General features: G+C 46.7%; 20 protein-coding genes, 8 tRNA genes and 1 rRNA gene. 10 read left to right on the forward strand and 19 right to left on the reverse strand.

Annotation, left to right across the window (positions count from 1 at the left end):
• Positions 1–41: 41 nt before the first annotated feature.
• Entirely contained in the window at positions 42–803 is a 762-nt protein-coding gene (locus HQN88_RS21440) for an ABC transporter ATP-binding protein (protein WP_173116325.1), read from the forward strand.
• Positions 793–2,733 (forward strand): ABC transporter permease, encoded by a 1,941-nt coding sequence (locus tag HQN88_RS21445; protein WP_173116327.1) that lies wholly within the window; start codon positions 793–795, stop codon positions 2,731–2,733. The genes HQN88_RS21440 and HQN88_RS21445 overlap by 11 nt, the downstream gene beginning before the upstream one ends.
• 363 nt (positions 2,734–3,096) lie before the next feature.
• On the opposite strand, the gene HQN88_RS21450 is transcribed toward HQN88_RS21445, so the two are convergent.
• Positions 3,097–3,879, reverse strand: coding sequence for a squalene/phytoene synthase family protein (locus tag HQN88_RS21450; protein ID WP_173116387.1), 783 nt, complete (start codon positions 3,877–3,879; stop codon positions 3,097–3,099).
• 360 nt (positions 3,880–4,239) lie between these two features.
• Entirely contained in the window at positions 4,240–5,127 is an 888-nt protein-coding gene (locus HQN88_RS21455; RefSeq protein ID WP_173116329.1) for a helix-turn-helix transcriptional regulator, read from the reverse strand.
• 183 nt (positions 5,128–5,310) lie between these two features.
• On the opposite strand from HQN88_RS21455, the gene HQN88_RS21460 reads away from it, so the two are divergent.
• The gene (locus HQN88_RS21460; protein ID WP_173116331.1) at positions 5,311–6,435 is read left to right on the forward strand and encodes an amidohydrolase family protein; all 1,125 of its coding nucleotides are present in this window, start codon (positions 5,311–5,313) and stop codon (positions 6,433–6,435) included.
• Between the two features lie 2 nt (positions 6,436–6,437).
• Positions 6,438–6,809: a Rieske (2Fe-2S) protein gene (locus HQN88_RS21465; RefSeq protein WP_173116333.1), complete on the forward strand. Its 372-nt coding sequence runs from the start codon at positions 6,438–6,440 to the stop codon at positions 6,807–6,809.
• Between the two features lie 208 nt (positions 6,810–7,017).
• Here the strand turns inward: HQN88_RS21465 and HQN88_RS21470 are convergent, their stop codons facing one another.
• On the reverse strand, positions 7,018–8,814 hold the full coding sequence (locus HQN88_RS21470; protein ID WP_173116335.1) for a hypothetical protein: 1,797 nt from the start codon (positions 8,812–8,814) through the stop codon (positions 7,018–7,020).
• 227 nt (positions 8,815–9,041) lie between these two features.
• Here HQN88_RS21470 and HQN88_RS21475 point away from each other — a divergent pair, with 227 nt between their 5' ends.
• Complete coding sequence (locus tag HQN88_RS21475) at positions 9,042–9,944, forward strand: manganese catalase family protein (RefSeq protein ID WP_173116337.1); 903 nt, start codon at positions 9,042–9,044, stop codon at positions 9,942–9,944.
• A gap of 71 nt (positions 9,945–10,015) precedes the next feature.
• On the opposite strand, the gene HQN88_RS21480 is transcribed toward HQN88_RS21475, so the two are convergent.
• From HQN88_RS21480 to HQN88_RS21500, 5 genes are read right to left on the reverse strand one after another with little or no spacing between them, the layout of a single operon-like run.
• Positions 10,016–10,219 (reverse strand): hypothetical protein, encoded by a 204-nt coding sequence (locus HQN88_RS21480; protein ID WP_173116339.1) that lies wholly within the window; start codon positions 10,217–10,219, stop codon positions 10,016–10,018.
• A gap of 41 nt (positions 10,220–10,260) precedes the next feature.
• Entirely contained in the window at positions 10,261–10,722 is a 462-nt protein-coding gene (locus HQN88_RS21485) for an NUDIX domain-containing protein (RefSeq protein ID WP_173116389.1), read from the reverse strand.
• Between the two features lie 47 nt (positions 10,723–10,769).
• Entirely contained in the window at positions 10,770–11,807 is a 1,038-nt protein-coding gene (locus HQN88_RS21490) for a S66 peptidase family protein (protein WP_173116341.1), read from the reverse strand.
• Positions 11,804–12,394 (reverse strand): TetR/AcrR family transcriptional regulator, encoded by a 591-nt coding sequence (locus tag HQN88_RS21495; protein WP_173116343.1) that lies wholly within the window; start codon positions 12,392–12,394, stop codon positions 11,804–11,806. The genes HQN88_RS21490 and HQN88_RS21495 overlap by 4 nt, the downstream gene beginning before the upstream one ends.
• 1 nt (position 12,395) lies before the next feature.
• On the reverse strand, positions 12,396–13,139 hold the full coding sequence (locus HQN88_RS21500) for an SDR family oxidoreductase (RefSeq protein ID WP_173116345.1): 744 nt from the start codon (positions 13,137–13,139) through the stop codon (positions 12,396–12,398).
• 255 nt (positions 13,140–13,394) lie between these two features.
• Here HQN88_RS21500 and HQN88_RS21505 point away from each other — a divergent pair, with 255 nt between their 5' ends.
• Positions 13,395–13,826 carry a hypothetical protein gene (locus tag HQN88_RS21505; protein WP_173116348.1) on the forward strand — a complete coding sequence of 144 codons (432 nt, stop codon included), beginning with the start codon at positions 13,395–13,397 and terminating at the stop codon, positions 13,824–13,826.
• A gap of 88 nt (positions 13,827–13,914) precedes the next feature.
• Here the strand turns inward: HQN88_RS21505 and HQN88_RS21510 are convergent, their stop codons facing one another.
• The gene (locus HQN88_RS21510) at positions 13,915–14,862 is read right to left on the reverse strand and encodes an MBL fold metallo-hydrolase (RefSeq protein WP_173116350.1); all 948 of its coding nucleotides are present in this window, start codon (positions 14,860–14,862) and stop codon (positions 13,915–13,917) included.
• A 51-nt stretch (positions 14,863–14,913) separates the two neighbouring features.
• Positions 14,914–15,507: a TetR/AcrR family transcriptional regulator gene (locus tag HQN88_RS21515; RefSeq protein ID WP_173116352.1), complete on the reverse strand. Its 594-nt coding sequence runs from the start codon at positions 15,505–15,507 to the stop codon at positions 14,914–14,916.
• Positions 15,508–15,764: 257 nt separating this feature from the next.
• Between HQN88_RS21515 and HQN88_RS21520 the strand changes: the two genes are divergently transcribed.
• From HQN88_RS21520 to HQN88_RS21535, 4 genes are read left to right on the forward strand one after another with little or no spacing between them, the layout of a single operon-like run.
• Positions 15,765–17,024: an amidohydrolase family protein gene (locus HQN88_RS21520; protein WP_173116354.1), complete on the forward strand. Its 1,260-nt coding sequence runs from the start codon at positions 15,765–15,767 to the stop codon at positions 17,022–17,024.
• Between the two features lie 22 nt (positions 17,025–17,046).
• Positions 17,047–18,627 (forward strand): PucR family transcriptional regulator, encoded by a 1,581-nt coding sequence (locus tag HQN88_RS21525; RefSeq protein ID WP_173116356.1) that lies wholly within the window; start codon positions 17,047–17,049, stop codon positions 18,625–18,627.
• Between the two features lie 59 nt (positions 18,628–18,686).
• Positions 18,687–19,850, forward strand: a complete 1,164-nt coding sequence (locus HQN88_RS21530; protein ID WP_173116358.1) for an amidohydrolase family protein — start codon at positions 18,687–18,689, stop codon at positions 19,848–19,850.
• Between the two features lie 28 nt (positions 19,851–19,878).
• Entirely contained in the window at positions 19,879–20,916 is a 1,038-nt protein-coding gene (locus HQN88_RS21535) for an ABC transporter substrate-binding protein (RefSeq protein WP_173116360.1), read from the forward strand.
• Between the two features lie 421 nt (positions 20,917–21,337).
• On the opposite strand, the gene HQN88_RS21540 is transcribed toward HQN88_RS21535, so the two are convergent.
• The 9 genes from HQN88_RS21540 to rrf form a co-directional block, all read right to left on the reverse strand.
• Positions 21,338–21,408, reverse strand: a tRNA-Gly gene (locus HQN88_RS21540).
• Between the two features lie 23 nt (positions 21,409–21,431).
• Positions 21,432–21,508 (reverse strand) — tRNA-Arg (locus tag HQN88_RS21545).
• Between the two features lie 17 nt (positions 21,509–21,525).
• Positions 21,526–21,611: transfer RNA gene (locus HQN88_RS21550), tRNA-Leu, on the reverse strand.
• 10 nt (positions 21,612–21,621) lie between these two features.
• Positions 21,622–21,692, reverse strand: a tRNA-Cys gene (locus HQN88_RS21555).
• A gap of 26 nt (positions 21,693–21,718) precedes the next feature.
• A tRNA-Val gene (locus tag HQN88_RS21560) sits at positions 21,719–21,794 on the reverse strand.
• 28 nt (positions 21,795–21,822) lie between these two features.
• Positions 21,823–21,897: transfer RNA gene (locus tag HQN88_RS21565), tRNA-Glu, on the reverse strand.
• Between the two features lie 9 nt (positions 21,898–21,906).
• Positions 21,907–21,982 (reverse strand) — tRNA-Asn (locus tag HQN88_RS21570).
• A gap of 4 nt (positions 21,983–21,986) precedes the next feature.
• Positions 21,987–22,062: transfer RNA gene (locus HQN88_RS21575), tRNA-Ala, on the reverse strand.
• 29 nt (positions 22,063–22,091) lie between these two features.
• Positions 22,092–22,208, reverse strand: a 5S ribosomal RNA gene (rrf, locus tag HQN88_RS21580).
• Positions 22,209–22,211 lie beyond the last annotated feature (3 nt).

Consider the following 22,211-nt stretch of genomic DNA (forward strand, 5'->3'; position numbering starts at 1 on the left):
TTTTTATAATAAAGCTAATCGTATAAAGGAGTGTGTGATTCATGTCTATCTTACAAGCCGTTAAAATTCATAAAAGCTTCGGCAATAAACATAACAAGCAAGAGGTACTTCGGGGTCTTGATATATCGATCGAAAAAGGGGAATTCGTCAGCATCATGGGCCCTTCAGGTTCAGGGAAAACAACGCTGCTCAACGTGCTCTCTTCCATTGATAAGGTGAGTCATGGCTCCATTCAGATTAACAAGGCAGAAACGACCAGCATGAAAGAAAAACAATTGGCAGAGTTTCGGAAAAATCATCTCGGCTTTATTTTTCAGGATTATAATTTGCTGGATACACTGACTGTGAAAGAAAATATCCTGCTTCCGTTATCCATAACGAAGATGTCTAAGGTTGAAGCTAATCAGAGGTTTCATGACCTTGCTTCTGAGCTCGGCATTTATGAGTTGAAGGATAAGTATCCGAACGAAATATCCGGCGGGCAGAAACAACGAACGTCCGCTGCTAGAGCGTTTATCCATGATCCTGATATTATTTTCGCGGATGAACCTACCGGTGCGCTCGATTCCAAATCTGCCTCCGATTTGCTGAATAAACTCAGTGAAATGAATGTAAGTCGCCAAGCGAGCATTGTGATGGTCACGCATGACCCCGTTGCAGCCAGCTACAGCTCCAGAGTAATATTCATTAAAGACGGGCAGATTTACTCCCAAATCTATAAAGGGCAAGAAACGAGACAAGCCTTCTTTCAAGATATTATGAAGACCCAAGGCGTGCTTGGCGGTGTGCACAATGAGTATTAATCAGCTCATCTTCCAGAACTTGAAGGCTAATATCAAGCATTACTACTTGTATGTGTTCGCTTTAATGTTTAGCGTTGCGCTCTATTTCGCTTTTGTCACGTTACAGTTTGATCCTGCTTTAGACGCGACCAAGGGGACTATTAAAGGCGCCGCTGCGCTGAAATCTGCATCCTTTCTGCTTATCGCCATTGTTGCTATCTTCAATTTATATGCGAATAACATTTTTGTGAAAAGACGGAGTAAAGAAATCGGCCTTCTGCAACTCATCGGCATGACGAAGGGGAAAATTTTTCGCATCCTAAGTACCGAGAATTTCATTCTCTACTTCGGTTCGCTGATCGTTGGGGCGTTTATCGGCTTCTCCGTGTCAAAGCTCATACTGATGGTATTATTACAAATCACAGGGGTAAAAGCTAACGCTACTCTCCACTTTTCAGTTCAAGCGTTTATCCAGACCATCGTTGTTTTCAGTGCCGTTTACGTATTAATTCTGCTGGTCAATTATTTCTTTATTCGGAGGCAGACGATTCTCTCGTTATTCCATGTCGCAACCTCCACCGAAGCTAAAGTGAAGCAAATGTCGAACAAGGAAGCGATTCTTGGATTCGTTGGGCTTTTTCTCGTTTTGTTAGGCTACTATGTATCCTCCAAACTGTTTTCAGGAAGCATTACGACAGCACCAGGATTACTGAGCAGTATGCTATTAATTCTTGCCTCGGTGATCATCGGTACTTATTTGTTCTACAAAGGGTCTGTCCGTTTGATAATGAATGGGATCCGTAAGAGGAAAAACGGCTATTTGAACGTACAAGAGGTACTTTCCCTCGCATCCATCATGTATCGGATGAAATCCAACGCGTTACTTTTGATGGTGATTACGACGGTATCTGCCCTAGCTATTGGATTACTGTCCTTGAGCTACATTACGTACTATTCGGTTGAAAAGACCGCCGAAAGGAATATACCCAATCACTTTGGTGTGACGGAACGTCACTATGCGGAGAGCTTCACGAAAGCTTTAGATGCGGGTGGCATTAAACACCGAGATACAACAATTGAGGTCATTCAAATCAAGGCTGATCTTGGCCAAGTCATGGAATCGAAAAGTGAACTTTATATGAATCAAGATGTCAATCGGATGGCCGTTATTAGCGATACCGCTGCAGGCATCGATTTGACTGCTGACCAAACCTTTTTTACCGGGGCTAACGATGAAATGCAAAAATTTCTTAACTTCAAACCGAACAGCCAAGCCCAGCTAATCACTCTAAATAACACCTTTCCGCTAACGTATACCGGCATCGAGGAACAATCCTTCATTTCAAGGCGCTTCTCGATGAGCAGCCTGCCTGTTGCCGTCGTTGACGTATCGGTCTTTCAGCGATTAAAGCAAGATCTAGACCCTCACATTCAAGGAACATCATCGCTATATTTCGGTTTTGATATCGTGAATGCGAAGGAACTCGAGAAGGCCAATCAACTTTTTCACGAAGTCAAATGGGATGATCGAGCATCTTATGATTCGCGCCAAGATATGGCTAGTGAATCCAAAAATCGCATGGGCTTGATCATGTTCATCGTCGGTTTCCTAGGACTCACCTTCTTGATCACTTCTGGCTGTATTCTTTATTTCAAGCAAATGGATGAGAGCGAAGATGAGAAGTCATCGTATACCATTCTACGAAAGCTCGGTTTTACCCAAAGCGATCTGCTAAAGGGAATTCAGGTTAAACAACTGTTCAATTTCGGGATCCCCTTAATTGTTGGGCTGGTTCATAGTTACTTCGCAATCCAGTCAGGATGGTTCTTCTTCGGAACCGAGCTGTGGACGCCGATGATGATCGTGATGGGGCTGTACACGGCACTCTACTCCGTCTTCGGGGTTCTATCGGTTCAGCATTATCGGAAGGTGATTAAGAGGGCGTTGTAAGTATCTGTCCAAATGAAATAAAACTTACATCCTTAAGGCTGCTCCAAGTAGATTCATCTACTTGAGGGCGGCCTTTCTCTATTTCGTCATATAGACGCGTGGAGGGGTAGCGAAAGGGAACGTGAGTGCGCTATTCAGAGTCTGAACAGGTGTTTCTACCTTTAAAGGGAACCACAGTGCGCTAACTACCCAATTATCCGCCTTTCTAAGAATTTATCTGACAAATAGGATACTGACGTTCTCCTTAATGACCATTTCGCTCCTTTAATTGCTAATAGAGCATCCTAGTTCCCCTTATCCCTGAAACTCAACAAAAAGAGGCCCGCAGAAACTACTGCGGACCCCTTCCTTAATAGCTGCGAGCTACGTTACCTTACTCACAATTTTCAAAACTGCGTCGCGTGTCAATTTGCTTCCACCAGCAGAAAGCAGATTAAGCGTCGCATGCGCGAGCGCCAACGGTACCTTACAGAACTTCAATGCTGGACCTTGCTTCAGGTCTGCGATATAAGCATCGGCAAGCTGTAGATTACGGCGCGTGTACTGCTGCATTTCCTTGAAGCCCCAGCCTTCCGGGAAGAAGCTAACGCCACGTTTCGCGTCTTCTGCTTGGTTTCGAAGGATATTAACCGCCTGCAACCCTCTTCCGAAGGCAATGGCCTTATCACGATCTGATTGCGTGCCGTCATTCCACTGCCACAGCTCAGACAGCATTTCGCCAACCATACCAGCCACACTGTATGTATATCCATCCAAATCTTCTTCCGTACGGATGCTCCACCCTTTTTGGACCCATTCCGACATTTGGAGTGACATTTTCGCAATGTATTTCTCAATAATTGGTCTCGCCGAAGACGGACAAAGATGCAGCCATTCAGCAAGTCGCAGAGAAACTTCTGGAAGTTCTTGCGCCGTATAAGGTGACAATAATTTCTGGATGGCATCCATAATATCCGATGACTGGAATGCTCCGTGCACACCAGCTAACAGCTCTATTTTCAAAGCATCCACCAGATTCTCATGATCTTCGATTTCATCTATAGCCCGCATGCACAGATAGGCAGATGCTACCGCTTCTTTCAGACCTGCATCCAAGCTGCTAATCGGTATATAAAAGGTGCGGCTCGTTTGTTTCAACATGGTCATTGCATCTTTCACAGTATCGGTACTAATGGTAATTACCTCCAAGTATAAACTTACCTTTAACTTATATAATGTTACCTCATGATAACATACTTTATTATTGTTAATCCAAGCTCAACCACCAATAGTTTCAGAATCTGAGCTTTATTACACAAAAGTGTCAAATTTTCAGAGAGGAGTCATCGCCAATTTCAATATATTGGGAACGATGCAAGTAATGACCCCCTTTTTTGGATATTATGTCCAAATTGTGAGAGGAATAAAATATTGTATTCAAAATTCAGCTCTAAGCCAAGATCAGTGCTTGACTATCTAGCTACAACAATATACTAATCCATTCAACATGAAGACCGCTACTATCGCTTACTCAGGGTACACGTCGGATTGATCGCCGGTCTTTGCTATATTTTCGCGCAGTTTACTCGGTGATGCTGCGTAATGCTTGCTGAAAGCCCGGGTGAAGGAATACAAATCGGGATAACCAAGCGTCATTGCGATCTCCGTGACTGTATGCGTTGTTTGCTGCAGAAGCTGAAGTGCTCTCTCCATGCGGAGCTTTTGCAAATATTGGATGGGCGTCATTCCGGTCTGCTCGGCGAATATTTTGGAGAAATATGCCCGGTGAACCGAAATATACGCCGCGACGTCTTGCACGTTGATATTTTCGGTGTAATGCATATTCATGTACTCTATGCTTCGGGGAATCCAGCCGGCAGGTCCTGTATCGGATTTGTCGGTGCTTTTTTGCGGAATCATAAGTCCGAATATACGGTAGATAGCCGCAATCAATTCGACTTGTCTCCGGCTGCCGTTATCTTCCTGTTGACTAAACAGATGAACAAGCGACGTCTCGAGCTCTTTACCGATCACACCTTCGACATAAGGGACAGATGGGCGGAAGCCGGCTTTTTCGAGCAGCAGTGGAGTTTGCCCGCCATTAATGGAAACCCAAATCATTTCCAAAGGCTGGTCGGACGGAGTAATGAAATGACGGTATATGACGCCCGGATATGCACAAAAAACATCGCCCTTAGCCAGCTCGATCTGTTCTTCTCCGTAGAGATGACGAATGTTTCCGTTCATAACAAAATGCAATGCGTAATAATCAATCATCCTCTGTGGGAAACGATGCTCCGGACCTGCTTTGATGCGTCCCATTCGGACTGGCCATAAGCCGCCGTTCAAGGCCAACTCGTCTACAACATAATTGCGTGATTCCTCATACTTGTCAGAATGCTGCCTCTTGCCCATTAATTCATCCGCACCTCCTGAAACCGGTCTTTTGAAAGTGGGCTAAATTATAGCATTGACCTTACAAAATGACAAATTACAATTACGAAATACCATTTTCGACCGGGCAGTCCTAGTTTTATGATTGATATGTAAAAACATGCACCCGCAAAATGTGCCGAAACAAAAAAAGGGGATGAAAACATGAGTATCTTAGGAGCATCGGCCAACAAGACAAAAGTACGCAAAGGCATTGGAGTTATTGATTGCGATATCCATCATACTTTTAAGGACATCAAGCAGCTGTTCCCTTACTTACCGCGAAAATACAAGGAGCGTATTGAACTGTGGGGATCGAATTTTGGCGGTGGGCCGGGTACGATGAACGGAGGCAGTGTCGGAAAAAGAGCCGATTCCTTTCCTCCAAGCGGCGGTCCTGCCGGTTCGGATCTTGATTTCATGATCGAGCAGCTTTTGGAACCTTTCGACATCCGCTATGGAATTTTGACCGGCGAATTTATAGCGTCCACAAACACTGCCGATACGTATTACTCGGCCGCATTGTGTTCCGCTTTCAACGATTATACGATTGAACATTGGCTCGACAAGGAGCCCCGGTTCAGAGGCTCCATCTACCTGCCGATTCACGATGTAGCCGCATCGGTTCGGGAAATCGAACGGCTCGGCTCCCATCCCGGAATGGTTCAGGCTTATGTTCCATCGGGCTCTGCCCATCCTTACGGAAATAAAATGTTTCATCCGATATATGAGGCTTGTTTGAAGCATGGAATCAATTTCACCATGCATGTAGGAGCTATCGGCGATGCGATGAACGCACCCGCTACGAATGTCGGCTATCCATCTTACTATATTGAATATCGCGCTGCCCGTACGCAAGCTTACATGGCCCATATGGCCAGCTTTATTTTCGAAGGTGTATTTGAGATATTCCCGGAGTTGCAGGTGGCATTTATAGAAGGAGGCGTCTTTTGGGTCGCTCCTTACTTGTGGCGGCTCGACCAGGATTGGAAGGCACTGCGCGAGCAGACTCCTTGGGTGAAGAGAAAGCCTAGCGAATATTTTCTTACCAACATGTACATCGGCTCCCAGCCGATTGAGGAAGCCCCGAACCGTCAAGCCTTCGATACGTTGTTCGAGGCTATGCACGCCAAGGACAAGCTGCTCTTCTGCAGCGATTACCCGCATTGGGATTTCGACTCGCCAAAGCTCGTTTTCCCAAAAATGGACAAAGAAACAACAAATAATGTGTTTTACTATAATGCTGCCAAATACTATGGCCTGCCTATGCCGGACAAAACGGAGGAATAACGATGGCGCACCATTATTTAGGAACAGTTGATGAATTCAAGGAGGATGCACCGAAAATTGTTGATGTTCAAGGGCGGAGCGTAGGAATTTATAAATTATCCGGAAAGCTTCATGCAATTCTTAATTATTGCCCTCATCAGGGAGCCCATCTTTGCAAAGGGCCGGTTACTTCATGGGTCACATCGCCTCTGCCTGGGCAATTTATTTACGAACAAGAAGGGGAAATCGTCCGTTGTCCCTGGCACCATTGGGAATTTGACATTAAAACCGGCGGTCTTGTTGTAGATAATAAAGTCCGCACAAAAACCTATGAGGTTGTAGTAGAAACGTTTGATTTGTCGGTCGAGAAGGGAAAAGTATTCATCGATATGTAGCAGTATCAACGATATCTTATGCCCGAACGGTCAGTCATCTTTCCCTCTCGATAAAAAAGGCTGCCGATTCACTCTAATCGGCAGCCTGCTTTTACTTATTATCGCTCGTACGAGCATCTAACATATAGTCGACCCGATCCTCACAAGATGTAACGTTATCGGTCGCAGCGTACGATACACTCGATATAACAGTGACGATTCCACCCGTTCATTGTTTCACGATTGGTTCTACACTTATGCGGTATAATCCATCTTTACCTTGAACAGGCATGGCATTTTTCTCCCCATTGGGCGCCTCCCATATCACCCATTTATTTCCAGAAAGATCATATTTAACAATCCTATCCTCCAGCCTTGCAAATAAATCCGTGCCGCTAGTAAAGGTAAAGCTGTCCTCTGGCGGGTTCGTCATTTCTTTCGCGGCTTTGCCGGGTTGCCATATTGCCCATCCTGAGGCTTGCAGTTGGAACTCCCCTTTTTCATATTGCTGTAGGTACGCACCTTGTTTTGTGACGAGCCGAGCAATTCCTTTGGCGGTAAACTTTTCCCCTGCTTGATTAACGTAATCCGTGTAGGGAACACCATCTTGTATTCGTGTCCAATAGGTGCCCTCCGGCAGAGGGGTTATGGTCATATCCAAATCGGAGTATTTGGCAACCAGTACACTTGTTGTGTAGGCAGGCATTCTTTGGGGCATGGTATCTCCTGAGGCATATGTCAATCGTGCCAATTGACTCGTTTCATGCCGGTTCTCATAGGCCAATACATGAAGCAGCTTTCTCGTCGTATCATAGGCAGCGTAATTGATATTATCATTCTCATCAGGATCAGCTTTGTGTAGAATACGTTTCTCACCTTTCTCAATATTGTAGACAAACACGCCGTAGTAGGACGCATAAATGAGTGTTTTTGCATCTATCCATTGAATGGGCTGCTGATCAGGTTCAATCGTGGAGTAGAACACATTCTCTATGACAATAGGGTCCTTCCCCTTTTGCTCCAAAATATACGAATAGCCCGTTCCGTCCCCGTCTCCCATAGACCCGCCAAGTCGAACAATCCCGACATAGGTTTGTTTATCTTCTGAAATAACCAATTGATCGTATAAAGAATCCCTCGGGCCCCCACCAGCCAACTCGCCTGAATCCGCATAGCGCCATACATACCTCGGCATTTGTTGAACCCAGACTCCCTGGAGACTACCACCCAAGCGATTGCCGCTTACATCCACCAAGTTATCCATTCGCAGATATTGCTCTTTCATTCGATGCTCTCCGGCTCCCATATTGTCTAGTTGGACCAAGAGGTGTTTGGGATCTATCCATTTAGCTGCTACAGGCACACCTTCTATCGTCGTAGGCAGGTCATTTCGCATCTCATTCGAAAAAACTAGTTCTACCGAGCTTTCCCCCTCGGGGATACGCAGTCGTGGTCCATATTCCTGTGCCATTACCAAAAGGTGAGGTACATCGTGACCTGCAGGTGAACTAAAAGTAAAGCTCACAGGTTCTTTTCGCATGAACGTCATGGCAGGCAGATCCCCTACGCGCAGGATGAACGGTTCATTTGCATGATGGAATTGAACCCTCACCTGATTGATTGGATCGTTACTTTCTACAATCTCCCAATCCGCATTGCCCTCAACCCTAATCTGCTTAATCAGCAGCTGTCGTTCTTCTTCGCTCATGTTCGCAAAAGTTGCATTTACACTCACATCCTCTAGATGATACACAACTTGGAAAGGTTCCTGAGGGACATCCGTAGCCTTCCATTGTTGGAATACCCTCCCCTCAGAACTATTGTGTTCACCGAAAGTAAGGCTTTGCAGCTTAGTCCGAGTCATGGATCCAACCGTTGCGACGGGCGCAGTTGTAGGAATCGCCGCTGTTTCCTGAATGGTTGCTTGTGGCGATACGGATACGGCTGAACCCTGGGTATTACTTTCACACGCATTCAGCAGCAGCATGACGAATAATAGTGATCCCAAACCACATAATCTGACCATCGCATACACCACACCAATCCTTGTTCAATTTTATAATATTTCCCATATTTTGTTAGACGCACAGCACTGACGAAAAGTTCCCATCGAAACCGCTACTACGGAACGGAAAAGCAAAAAAAGCTACTTTGAAGTAGCTGATTTTTCTCATTTGTGCCCCGCGGCATGGTTAGATATAAAGCTTAAGGTAAACAATGTACAGGAGTGAAAAATCTGAGGGAGTTGAAGCCATGTTTAAACGAATGGATGAAATTTCGATTGAGATTCCTGACATTGAGAAACCTGACCCTAATGCCGCAGCAGCTGTACAGGAATTGTTAGGTGGCAAATTCGGTGAGATGTCCACTTTGAACAATTACTTGTATCAATCTTTTAATTTCCGTTCTAAGGAGAAACTGAGACCCTTTTACGATTTGATAATGAGTATTACGGCCGAAGAACTTGGCCATGTGGAGTTGGTTTCCCATGCAATTAATAAATGCTTAAGAGGCTCTACAAGCTACAAAGAGCCCGACCAGACACCACTGGATGTTGTCAAAGACGCTCGTCTTTCCTATCACTTTCTTGCAGGAGCGCAAGGGGCCATGCCGGTTGATTCTATGGGCAACCCATGGACAGGTGCGAATGTGTTTAACAGCGGCAACTTGGTAGAGGATTTACTGCATAATTTCTTCTTAGAATGCGGCGCACGCACCCATAAAATGAAAGTGTACGAAATGACCGACCACCCTGCAGCACGGGCTGTAATTGGCTACCTGCTTGTTCGTGGAGGCGTTCATGTTGTTGCCTACGCCAAAGCGTTGGAAGTAGCAACTGGGGTCAATGTCACCAAATTAGTCCCCATTCCTTCCTTAAGCAACAAGTCGTTTAATGAGACCAGAAAGTATGAGGAGAAAGGCGTTCATACTAAGCTTTACACATGGAGCGACAGCGACTTCACTACAATTGGCCAGATTTGGAAAGGTACGCATCCCGAAGATGGCTCTGCCTTAGAAGTCATCCCGGGTACGCCTCAAGGATACCCCATTGCTGAAGCGCCGGCGGTCGATGAGGAGTTTGCTCCTGGCATCTCGCCTGAAGACTTCCAACAAATCGCAGCGAGACTTAAAATGGCTGGAAATATCAACGCATAACTCCTATCAGTCTGATGATCCTTATGTATGTAGGGATCATTTTTTTATCCAAACTTTCTCATAGGCAGCCCTTACTCTGTAATCGGCTTCAAATCACTGAACTTCAGCAATACTTCTCTACTCGTATCGAGATAGATAACCCTAATGTCTAATTCCTCGTCGTTAATCTCGAAAGCAAGAATCATACATTTCCGCCCTCGATTCTTAGTCTTTCTAGGATTATCTGGTGCCACAACGTAGGAGCCTCCAAGACTCAAACTTACCGTTTCGCTCATAGTATTCTGCTACCCTCTCATGTTGTTTTAGGATCCTGCTATCAACCTAATCTTCTTACCTTTTCCTCGATTATACATTGATTAGTCTCATCCCACACAACCGAAATTTCAAAAGTTCCCGCCTCAAAAAATAAAGGAAACCTCCGCTTAAACCAATCTTGCATCGGCATCTGTAACGCATCGTCTATATCTACCCAGGCTAACTCGCCTTCAGGTGGATCGGTTAGCAACTCCCCAGTAAATGTCCGAGTGAGATAATTAAACACCATATATCTATAGTTTTTCTCGGGAACTAAATATTCGTCGACGCCCTTGTATATAAGGTCTTCCGGTTTCACCACGAGTCCCGTTTCCTCCCACAATTCTCGGACGGTTCCCTCCGTGAAACTCTCCGCCAAGTCCACCTTACCGCCTGGGCCAAGATATCCGGGAAACCCTTTGGACTCGGGACGATTGATCAGAAGCACTTTGTTCCCATCTTGGACTAAGCACATTGTATACATGCCACATTCAACTTTGCTCACTTAGGCAAATCCCCCTACTTTTCCAATCACTCAAAAGGACTCTCCAACAAAATAACCTCATTCGTCCCCGGATTTAACTCTACTCGTCCACCTAATGGCAGAATCAATTTCGGGTCGGTATGCCCAAAGTCAAAATCAACAACAATCGGTACATGACCAGCCCCAAACTCTTTTGCAATAATAGTCACTAGGATCTCTCTAAGTTCTGCATTCTCAGCTACACTATAATCCTTCGCTCTCCCAAATATGACGCCTTTAACACGTGAAAAGATGCCCTGCATCCCATAATTTCTCAGCATATAACCTACTTGCATGGGTGAAGGCTTCTCTTCCGATGTTTCGAAAAATAAGACCCTATCCTGCCAGCAATCATCCTTGGGCCAATAGATCGTCGATTTCATAAACTCTAGGACTTCGATACATCCACCCCACAAATACCCTTGCTCAATCGCTTCCCCCTGAATAAACGTCCACCCATTCTCATTCGCAACAAACGGCTGACACTCACCCAAGGTTTCCAGATGACTCCAGTCTTTATAGCCGTTCGTCCACTCTTGATATGGCGTATAACGATATGGGAACTGCTCTTCAAACCATATTGCTTTGAGATGCTCGCTATAGGCTTTAGGTAGACTACTTAATTGCGCGATCCCTGCCATAATAGATGGGCCATAGAAGGTTACCATCCCCCAATTATTTAAGTACGTTAAGAATGTCGTCGCATCTGAAAAACCCATGATAAACTTAGGATGACTCATGATCAAGTCCTTATTTAAAAAGGGTAAAATCCTCACCGATTCATATCCACCAATTGAAGTGATGATGCCATCAATTTCTTCATTTTCAAAACAATCGTTTATATCCTGAGCACGCAACTGTGGATTCTTATACAGTTCCTCCGGTGACATCCTGGCTGATGGCATTTCAACAACCTCTAGGCCAAAGACCTCCCCCAGGTGCTTCAAGCCCATCTCATAGATGTCCGGGAATAAATAAGGCAGCCCATTGGATGGTGAAATAATGGCTATCTTGGATCCTGACTTTAATCGTTTGGGTTTGATCATGTTAAGCCTCCTATCAACAACTGCCAGACACTTTCAAAGTCCTCATCCATACTCCCCATTCCCCATTCTAGGGCATGCGATGGATGATGAAAACGCGAAGTAGCCAAGAATATGGCTCTGGCAAGCGATTCCGATTCACCTGGCTTCAACTCTTTACTCGCCATCCCCTGCTTAATGATCTGTTCCAGCTGCTTTATTAAACAATACATATGGGTGCTAATCATTTCAACTTCAATCTCTGTAACATTGGCGTACATTGCAAACATTTCCGCATCTTCAGCTGCAAATTTCCGCTTGGTTTGAATCAGCGTGTCTAGCCACAAATGCAAACGCTCAATGGCACTGCCGCCAGTCTCACTGGCAATAGCCTCCAGAGGCGTCACGATGCTCGTATGCAACCAACGGGATGTCACCGCTTCCCGCAGCGCAGCTTTACTTTCAAAATGCCGATACAACGTCCCATGACTCACTTGCAGCACCTTAGCTATGTCCACTACGGATGTTTTGTCCGGTCCATATCGCCGAAGCACTTGCTCCGCTGCATCCAAAATCTCGTCCTTCGATAACGGCAACTCATTCTTCGTCATTTTATACAAAACCGCCGTTCACACGCAGCGTTTGTCCCGTTACCCACTGGGACTCCTCGCTTGCCAAGAACAGCACAACCCGCGAAATATCTTCCGCTTCTCCTAGTCTGCCGAACGAATTCATGTTAGCGATCGCTTTGATTTGTTCCTCTGATTTCCCCACTGTGAATAATTCGGTATTCACTGGACCTGGTGCAACGGCATTAATCGTAATCCCCTTAGGTCCTAACTCTTTGGCCAGCTGACGCGTGAACTGTTCAACAGCCCCTTTCGTACCCGCATAGGAGCTATACCCCGGAAACATTTGCCCATTAACTGACGTAGAGAAATTGATAATCCGACCATTCTCCTTCATATGCAGCGCCGCTTGCTGAATCGCAAAGAATGTCCCTTTCACATTAATGTTAAACTGCCTATCGAAATCCTCCTCGGTAATCGAGAGAATCGGCTTCGTAATCATAATCCCCGCATTATTGACCAAAATATCAACCTGTCCATACGCCTCCAACGTCTTCTGGAACAAAAGCTCCACTTCCGCCACTTGGCTAATATCCGCCCCAATCGCGATAGCTTCCCCGCCTCGTTGCTTAATGCCGTTAACGACTTCTTCTGCTTTACCTGGACTGCTCGCGTAATTCACGATAACCTTAGCCCCGTGCAGCGCAAGCTCCTCTGCGATCTTCTGACCGATCCCTCTCGATGCACCTGTAACCAAAGCTACTTTACCCGATAATTTCCGCTCCATGCATAATCCCGCCTTTTCGATGTAATGAGAAGGTAGAGTAGCCTTCCCCAAACCTTATTACCTTTATTATAAAATCACGAATGACAAAAATCAAATAATGTCATTTGTTCTTTGTCATTTGTGATTTTAGTAAAGCGATATAACCTCCCGCGCCCGGGGATGCCAATAACCTAAAAGTTCCAATTCACCTGCAACTTATCCCAATCCTCCTCCGTCATTCATGTCATACAGATTATAAATAAGGGTGGGCTACAGATGATCCTAATGCGTTATGCCATACTCACTGTAATAGGCACTTCATTAATCCTTGTAGGATGCTCTAAGAGTGAGGTCACACCACCGGAAAAATCAACGACACCAGTGGTTTCAACTCCTAAGGAAGTCAGCCTCCCAGTCATGCAGGGCATCGCAACGGTAGACAATGGAGTCAAAGAGACGAAAGTAACCTATACATTCACAAATCAGTCTAAAAAAACGATTACTGTCATTGGTGGCGCAAAATATACCCTTTTGAAGGATCATACCGTATTCGAACAAGGCGCCGTTGCGATCAAGGATTACTTGGACTTGGAGCCAGGGCATTCCTATACAGATTCGAAAACCTTTACGAATTTACCTCAAGGAGATTATCTCATCGAAGTCACGTGGAACAAAACGAAGGCGACGGCAACATTTAAGCGCAGCTAAATGTAACCTGTGAAACGCATAGAGGCGCTTGATTTCAGGACTCCCATCCTCTACATCAAGCACCTCTATTTCAATCGTATTCCCCTGTTCACTCCGCTATCCATGTTTCTCCATGCTTCAACAAGCGCAGCAGGCTTGCGTCTAAATCTCTCCGCTGCCAGTCCGCCAGCAATCGATCCAATGCCTCTTTGGGCGTATCGTCAGCAAGACGGAATGCCCCGTAGTGCATCGGGATAAACTGCTTTGCCCCCACATCAAGGAACGCCTGCACCGCTTCCTCTGGGGAAACGTGCTGCATCCCCATGAACCACTCCGGCTCGTAGGCGCCAATCGGCATCAGCGCGTAGCCAATACCCGGAAATTTCGCTCCGATCTCCCGAAAGCCTTCGAAGTACCCGCTGTCTCCAGCGAAGTAGATCGCAGGAGGAACCTGCGTCCCTTCCGACACCGCGCTGCGCTTTACAAGCCATCCTCCCCATAGCGAGGTATTGGTATCGGTTAACGTACGTCTCGTCCAATGCTGCGCAGGAACGAAATGAAACTCTAGCTGGCCAATAGTCTGACTCCCCCACCACGGCAATTCGTACACTGTGCTGAACCCCAGCTTCCGCAGCTTAGAACCAAGTCCTTCGGGCACCAGCACGTATGGCGTGCCTCGCAGCTTTTTCAACGAACCTACATGCAAGTGATCGTAATGCGCGTGTGACAGCAAGATCACATCGACAGGCGGGATCTCTTCTATAGATAAACCTGGCGCCTCGAGCCTCGGAGTAAAGCCCATTCGAGTAGCCCAGACCGGATCAGTTACTATCGTCATACCACCGACTTGCAGCAAGAAGGTTGAATGTCCGATCCAAGTAATCGTAACTTCATGCTGATTATTTCTGAGCAGTTCCTGCTGCTTGTGGTCTGCCTGCCCGATTCGGTAGGATACGTCTTTCACTTTCCCCTTCCGCTCTTTCTGCCAGCGACGTACTTCTTTCCAGGTTTTCGTCTTCGCATTCGGATCCAAGTTGCTATATCGCTGCCGCGCCATACGCTCATCCCCATTCATCTTCTTACAATCTATATCTGTTCTAACCCCGCTTTAGCGGATGCAAACTCCCTTTAAATACTGGGTCAGGCTCTCGATATTCTTACGGATATGTCGGTTGTTCCCTTCAAGCTTGCTCATCATAATGCCGCCTTCCATAACAGAAAGCGTGAAAGTAGCCAATGCCTCGATATCGAGATCTGCTTTAAATTCACCACTTTGAACACCTTCAGCAATAATCTCATTCATGTTCTGCAACGTGCTCTTCAGTCCCCGCTGAGCTCGTTCTCGTAAAATAGGATGACTATCATCGCTCTCAGTAGCTAAGTTAAGCAGCGGACAACCTCCGATAAAAGGCGGGGTTTCCACGACATTTTCATACACGCGCAAATAAGCTAACAACTTGCCACTGGCCGTCCCTTCCACACGAATGGCATCGTTCATTTTCTCACTAACTACACCACCTGCATAGTCATAGGCCTCTAGAGCAATCTCATCTTTACTGGCAAAATGGCGGTAAATGCCGCCCTTCTTAATGCCTGTCAGCTCCGTAATATCCGATAAGGATGAGCCTGCATATCCCTTCTGGTTAAACAGTTCCGCGGCCTGAGCGATAATATGCTTGCGAGTTCGTTCACCTTTTTGCATAGTAACCCTCCCTTACACGCGTAGAATCCTATCTTTTAGTATATCAAAAGAGAGCAAGACATTAAAATGTAGCTCCCACGCAAACATATGTCATATTTATTTACATGTAAATTTACATAATCACAATCAGCCTGCCTATTTTAATGAAAAACACAATCCACCTACCAGATCATTGACTATTTCAAGCGAACAGACCTATAATCCAGTTAACAAATTTAATTTACGTCATATTATCTAACATTAAAGAGGTGCAAGGTATGGAGTCTGATTTGATCATCCGATGCTTCTCCAACCCCCACTTCGGCACCTTAATGGATGTCGGCATTCGGGAAGGGAAAATTATATACCTTCAAAAGCATCTCCCTGGCAACCCTAACGCTCTAAGTGCTGGTCAGCTTATTGAAGCCAACGGGCGAATTCTACTCCCCGGTTTAATAGAACCACATATTCATCTGGATAAAGCCTTTCTACTAAATAGCATGACGAAGGACGCCTGCTCTATCGAGCAAGCCATCGCCTCCACCTTGGAGCTTAAACGCTCTTTCACTTCAACGGATATCGCGGCCCGTTCGATCCAAGTGATCCAACAAGCCATTGCCCACGGTGTGACCCACATGCGGTGTCATGTGGAGATTGATCCTATCGTCGGCCTCATCGGCCTCGAAGTGATGCTAGCGCTGAAGGAACAATACATCAACCAGATCACCCTGCAAATTGTCGCCTTCCCCCAAGAAGGCATTGCCAAGCAGCCTGGAACTGAAGAACTGCTCACCCAAGCCCTACGACTTGGCGCCGATGTTGTCGGTGGAATTACGTATCAGGATGCAGATTTACAAGCGCATCTCCGTACCGTTTTTAACTTAGCCAAAGCCTTCAATAAACCCTTGGACTTGCACGTCGATTTCTCCGATGACCCGTCCATGTTAGCTATCCTCAGCATCATTCGCATGACGCAAGAATATGGGATGCAAGGTCGCGTAAGCGTTGGGCACCTCACTTCACTCGGTTCACTCCCTTATGAAGAGGCCCAAATCATCTGCACAGCCATTGCTGCGAACGGCATCCACGTCATGTCATTGCCAGCAACTGACCTCTTTTTGAATGGACGCGGTGACGATCACCGTCACAGACGGGGGCTTACCCCAGTTGCCCTTCTTTTGGAGCAAGGAGCTAATGTTATCTATGGAAGCAATAATATCCAGAATCCTTTTACACCTTTCGGCACTGCAGATCCACTGGACACAGGCATGCTCCTCGCTCATACCACGTATATGGGCTCTAAACAGGATGTTGTCACGCTGATCGAGATGGCGACAACCCGTGCGGCGAAGGCATTAGAGCTTGCGAATTACGGCCTGCACATCGGAGCGGATGCTGATCTCGTCCTATTCGAGTCAACTAATCTGCGCAGTGCTTTCTATGAACGAGTACCCAGAAGCTATGTCTGGAAGCGCGGGCAACTGGTAGCTTCGACTGTGAAGCAGACGACCTTTTACAATCAACAAGTAAGCTCCTAATGAGGGAAAGGCGGGGGATAAGATGCACCTGACCGTTGAAGAAGCGTTAACCATTTATCCTTTGTCACGTGCCAAATTAGTTGCTGGCGAGAAAGGCTTGTCACGCATTTTACGATCCGTTAATGTCATGGACGCCCCTGATGCTGGCGATTGGATCAAATCCGGTGAGATGCTGTTTACAACCGCTTTTGTCATGAAAGATCATTTGGATATGGCTCTTTCCACCTTACGAATGTTGGATGAGCGAGGCGGAGCAGGACTAGGAATCAAAGTAGGCCGATATTGGGATCAAATTCCACAGGAGCTATACGATGAAGCTAATCGACTCCAAATGCCAATCCTAGAATTGCCTTTCGAATTCACCTTTTCCGACCAGATGGATGCGCTATTCAACGCCGAACACACCAAGACGACCAAGAAACTGCAGACTGTCCTAGAAAAACAAAAACAACTCATGCAATTCGCCCTGCGGAATAAGGAATCCTCCGATATTTTTCATATGATCTCAGGTATTCTAGGGCAGCCTATCGCCGTATTTGGGCAAGGTGGCAATGTGCTTTTTCACAACACTTCCTGGTCGGAGGAGATCATCCTTCACCAATGGCCTTGGACCAAATCGCCGCAATGGGAAGGCTTCGGAGACACCAGATGCTTCCGCATCCCACTAGTGGATTCACTAGGCTGCACGGGTTTCCTCAAGGTGTATGTGAATTCCCCGTTGATGTTGAAGGAAGAGGAAGCTTTGTTCCATCAAGCCGCCGAAATCTTAACCTATCATCTCGGTCTCGATATTCAAAAAGGTAAAGACCCCTCGCGCCAACATGCGCTTAGTCAGGTGTTTACGGACTTTTTCCAGCGGGAGCTTTCCTTTCACGATTTCATGAAAACCTGCAAAAGCTACCATCTCAACGTCATGTCCACCACCTACCAATGCGTGCTTACAACGATCCCGTCGGAGCAACCTGGTGCAACTAGGCTCCTAAATGAGGTTCGACAGTTGCTAATCTATCATCCGCAGTTGCAGCATTATGAATCCGAACACTTCTACTTAGCTGAAGGATTACTCTCGATCTTCGCTCTTCCGGAGGCACAAACTTTTCATAAAAAGGATTTCCTATCTTCTCTGAATTCCTGCTTGTCCCATCTAACTACCAAAACCTCCGCCTCTGGTCTGCATTGTTGGGTCAGTCGCGTGAAAGCTCAACCCGAACTCATCTACAATGCATTCAACGAATGCTTGGAAACACACCATGCTGCTGAGCGGCTGTGCATGAGTCAAACTGTCTTGCATCATGATTCCATCGAGCTTTTCTCTCTCTTCCAACATCTATCCAAGGAAGCCATGCACAGTTACTATGACTACGTTTTGGAACCCATCTACGGCAAGAACAAGCAGGTCGACCCTGAGCTCGCATTAACCTTGGAGGTTTATTTTGAGTATGATGGATCCATTAATGAAACAAGTCGCTATCTCTTCGTTCATCGCAATACAGTTTCTTACCGGTTAGAGAAAATTGCAGATTTATTGCAAATGGATTTTAAAAAGATGAGTGATCTCCTGCGCTTGAAGCTAGCTTTTCTCTTTCGGAATTATTTGAAATAGCAGCAATCATCTAGAAAATAGGCATACAACGCTTACCTGCTGCGAAAGGAGTTATCTTGGTGGAACAATGGATAAGTAACGTTCTTGTAAACGGCGCCCTACATAATCTGCTAGTGAAGCAAGGCAATATCGCCGAGATTGTACCTGCTTCTAATCGTGAAGAAATTTCCTCATGGGATGCACAAGGAATGCTCATGGTACCTACATTCAAAGACTATCACGTGCATCTGGATAAGGCATTCCCTGATGATCAGTGGATCTCAAGGCACCAAGTTGCTTCCTTATATGATCAATTTCAAATGGAGAAAGATCTTCTTGCTCCTCTCAAAAATGGCCAAAAGGAACGAGCTCGAGGCATTTTACAGGGGATGCTGGCCTTCGGAACGACCTGTCTCCGCGTTCACGTCGACATTGACCCGGAAATCGGTTTATCCCATCTCGCTATGGTTCGGGAGCTCCAGGAGGAATTCTTAGGGGCATTAACTATCGAAATTGTGGCCTTCCCGCAACAAGGACTAATCCGTTCACAATCGATTAACCTCATTAAACAAGCCCTTCAGGAGGGTGCCACAATTGTCGGCGGGGTGGATCCTGCTGGCGTTGACCGCGATATCGAGGCTAGCTTACACGCCATCTTCGAAATGAGCGTCGCTCATGACGCCGAAGTCGATATTCACTTGCATGATCCTGGACATCTAGGACTCTTCACCTTGGAGCGCATCATGGACTACACCGAGCATACGGGTAAAATGGGAAAAGTCGCCGTTAGCCACGCCTACTGCTTAGGTGAGGTATCCGAGAGCGAATCCCTTACGATAGCAAAACGCTTGGCCGAACTAGATATCGCCATTATCACCAGCGTGCCGATCGATTCCGCGATGCCTCGCGTGGCGCAATTAAGAGCTGAAGGCGTGCGAGTTTACCTCGGCTCCGATCATACCGGGCTGGATGCGTGGACACCCTTCGGTTTCACCGATCAGCTCATGCGGGCCCGAAGAATGGCGGATATGTACCGCTGGAATGACGATGAGCGCCTACGTTCCGTTTATCAGCACCTAGGTTCTACCGCAGGGATATTCCAAATCGGCGATCCTGCCGACTTCATCCTCCTAACTGCGGTAAATGCCGAGCATGCCGCAGCGTCTGTCCCTCCGCGCGAGATCGTTAGTGTTCGTGGTGTTCCTGTTGCTGGCAGACAGCTGCAGAACGCTTGGAAGATATAGATAACATGACCATACACATTTAAAGGGAATGGGGAGATTTCGAATGACATTACTGGGGAAAACAAAGGTAGGTACAGCCGCAATTGCAACAGTCCTTCTACTCTCTGCTTGTGGAACGAGTACGTCAACAACATCAGGATCACCTGCAGCATCTACCGCCGCGTCCAGCTCCAAAGCGCCAGACAAAGTAACTCAAGCAATGAGCTGGTTTGCTCAACCAGAAATGGGTGGACACTACGCTGCGCAGTTGGCGAAAATCTATGAGAAAGCTGGCATCGATATCACGCTTCAACAAGGTGGACCTCAAGTTTCCAACGTTCAGCTCGTTGCAGGTGGCAAAGTGCAATTCGCCATGGCCAATGCCGATGAAGTGGTCCTTGCCCGCAAGGAAGGTATCCCCGTCAAAGTTATCTATGCCAATCTGCAAACCAATCCTCAAAACCTGATCTTCCATAAGGACTCCGGCATCAAGAAAATCGAAGACCTCAACGGTCGCAAAGTGTACACAGCCGTCGGCTTTCCGTTCTGGCAGTATATTAGCTACAAATACAAGCTCGACAAAGTACAAATCCAGAACTACACAGGCTCCCTAGCAGGCTTCTCCGCCGATAAGGACTCCATCACCCAAGGTTTCGCTACCAACGAGCCATACGTGCTGAAAAAACAAGGCGTCAACGTCGACTGGTTCCTGAACGCGGACCTTGGCTACAACCCTTACGGCAACGTCGTTATTGCCACAGATGACTTTATCAAGAAAAATCCCGACTTGATTAAGCGCTATATCAAAGCCACCAGCGAAGGCTGGGACTATTACTACGCGCACGGCGACGAAGTCAACAATGCCCTTAACGGCGTTAACAAAGATTACGACGTCGATCACCTGAAGGATGCGCAAGCGGTTGCCAAAGATTTCATTTTCGGCGGCGATGCCAAAGCCCACGGTGTCGGTTACATGTCCGACGAACGTTGGAAAACACTCGTTAGCCAAATGAAAGAAGCCGGCATGATCAAGGAGGATATCCCGGTGAAGGATTTGTATACGAATGAGTTTTTGCCGGTGAAGTAAAAGTGAATAGCACCTGCCTATGCAATGAAAAAGACCACCCGAGGGTGGTCTTTTTTTTGTAAGCGGGCGGCGGGAATACTCCAAATTTCGATTATAAAGCTTCCTGCGGAAGCAACTAGTGGTATATTTGGACGCTCGTCCTATGTGAGTACAATCAATGAAGCTGCACGGACGGTCGAACCCTTGGTTCAATTCCCTAGCTAAAAAACAAAGAAGCCACCCGAAGGTGGCTCTTGTTTTAAGCGGGCGGCGGGAATACTCCAAATTCCGATTATAAAGCTTCCTACGGAAGCAACTAGTGGTATATTTGGACGCTCGTCCTACGTGAGTACAATCAATGAAGCTGCACGGACGGTCGAACCCTTAGTTCAATTCCCTAGCTTAAAAACAAAGAAGCCACCCGAAGGTGGCTCTTGTTTTAAGCGGGCGGCGGGAATCGAACCCGCGCGATCAGCTTGGAAGGCTGAAGTTCTACCATTAAACTACGCCCGCGTAGTTTGTTGTTTAAGCAAAGATGGCGCGCCCTGAGAGATTCGAACTCCCGACCTTTTGATTCGTAGTCAAATACTCTATCCAGCTGAGCTAAGGGCGCATCTATGAGGTTAATAATGCCGAAGACCAGACTTGAACTGGTACGGTAGTCACCTACCGCAGGATTTTAAGTCCTGTGCGTCTGCCGATTCCGCCACTCCGGCTTATATATAAAGGCGCTACCCAGATTCGAACTGGGGGTAAAGCTTTTGCAGAGCTCTGCCTTACCACTTGGCTATAGCGCCGAAATCTTGTTCTCAACCAAATTAAATGGTGGAGGCTGACGGGATCGAACCGCCGACCCTCTGCTTGTAAGGCAGATGCTCTCCCAGCTGAGCTAAGCCTCCATGGGATAAATCTTTGTGTGGGAATTAATGGTGACCCGTAGGGGACTCGAACCCCTGTTACCTCCGTGAAAGGGAGGTGTCTTAACCACTTGACCAACGGGCCTTGAAAGAATGGCTCCCCGAACAGGACTCGAACCTGTGACAACTCGATTAACAGTCGAGTGCTCTACCAACTGAGCTATCAGGGAATAATGGTGGAGCCAAGCGGGATCGAACCGCTGACCTCCTGCTTGCAAGGCAGGCGCTCTCCCAGCTGAGCTATGGCCCCAGACAAAAAAAATACCCCAAAGGGTAACTGCTTGGCAACGTTCTACTCTCCCAGAACCCTGCGGTTCAAGTACCATCGACGCTGGAAGGCTTAACGGTCGTGTTCGAGATGGGAACGCGTGGATCCCTTCCGCCATCATCACCAAACAG

The sequence above is a fragment of the Paenibacillus qinlingensis genome, assembly GCF_013204845.1.
Taxonomy (GTDB): Bacteria; Bacillota; Bacilli; order Paenibacillales; family NBRC-103111; genus Paenibacillus_E; species Paenibacillus_E qinlingensis.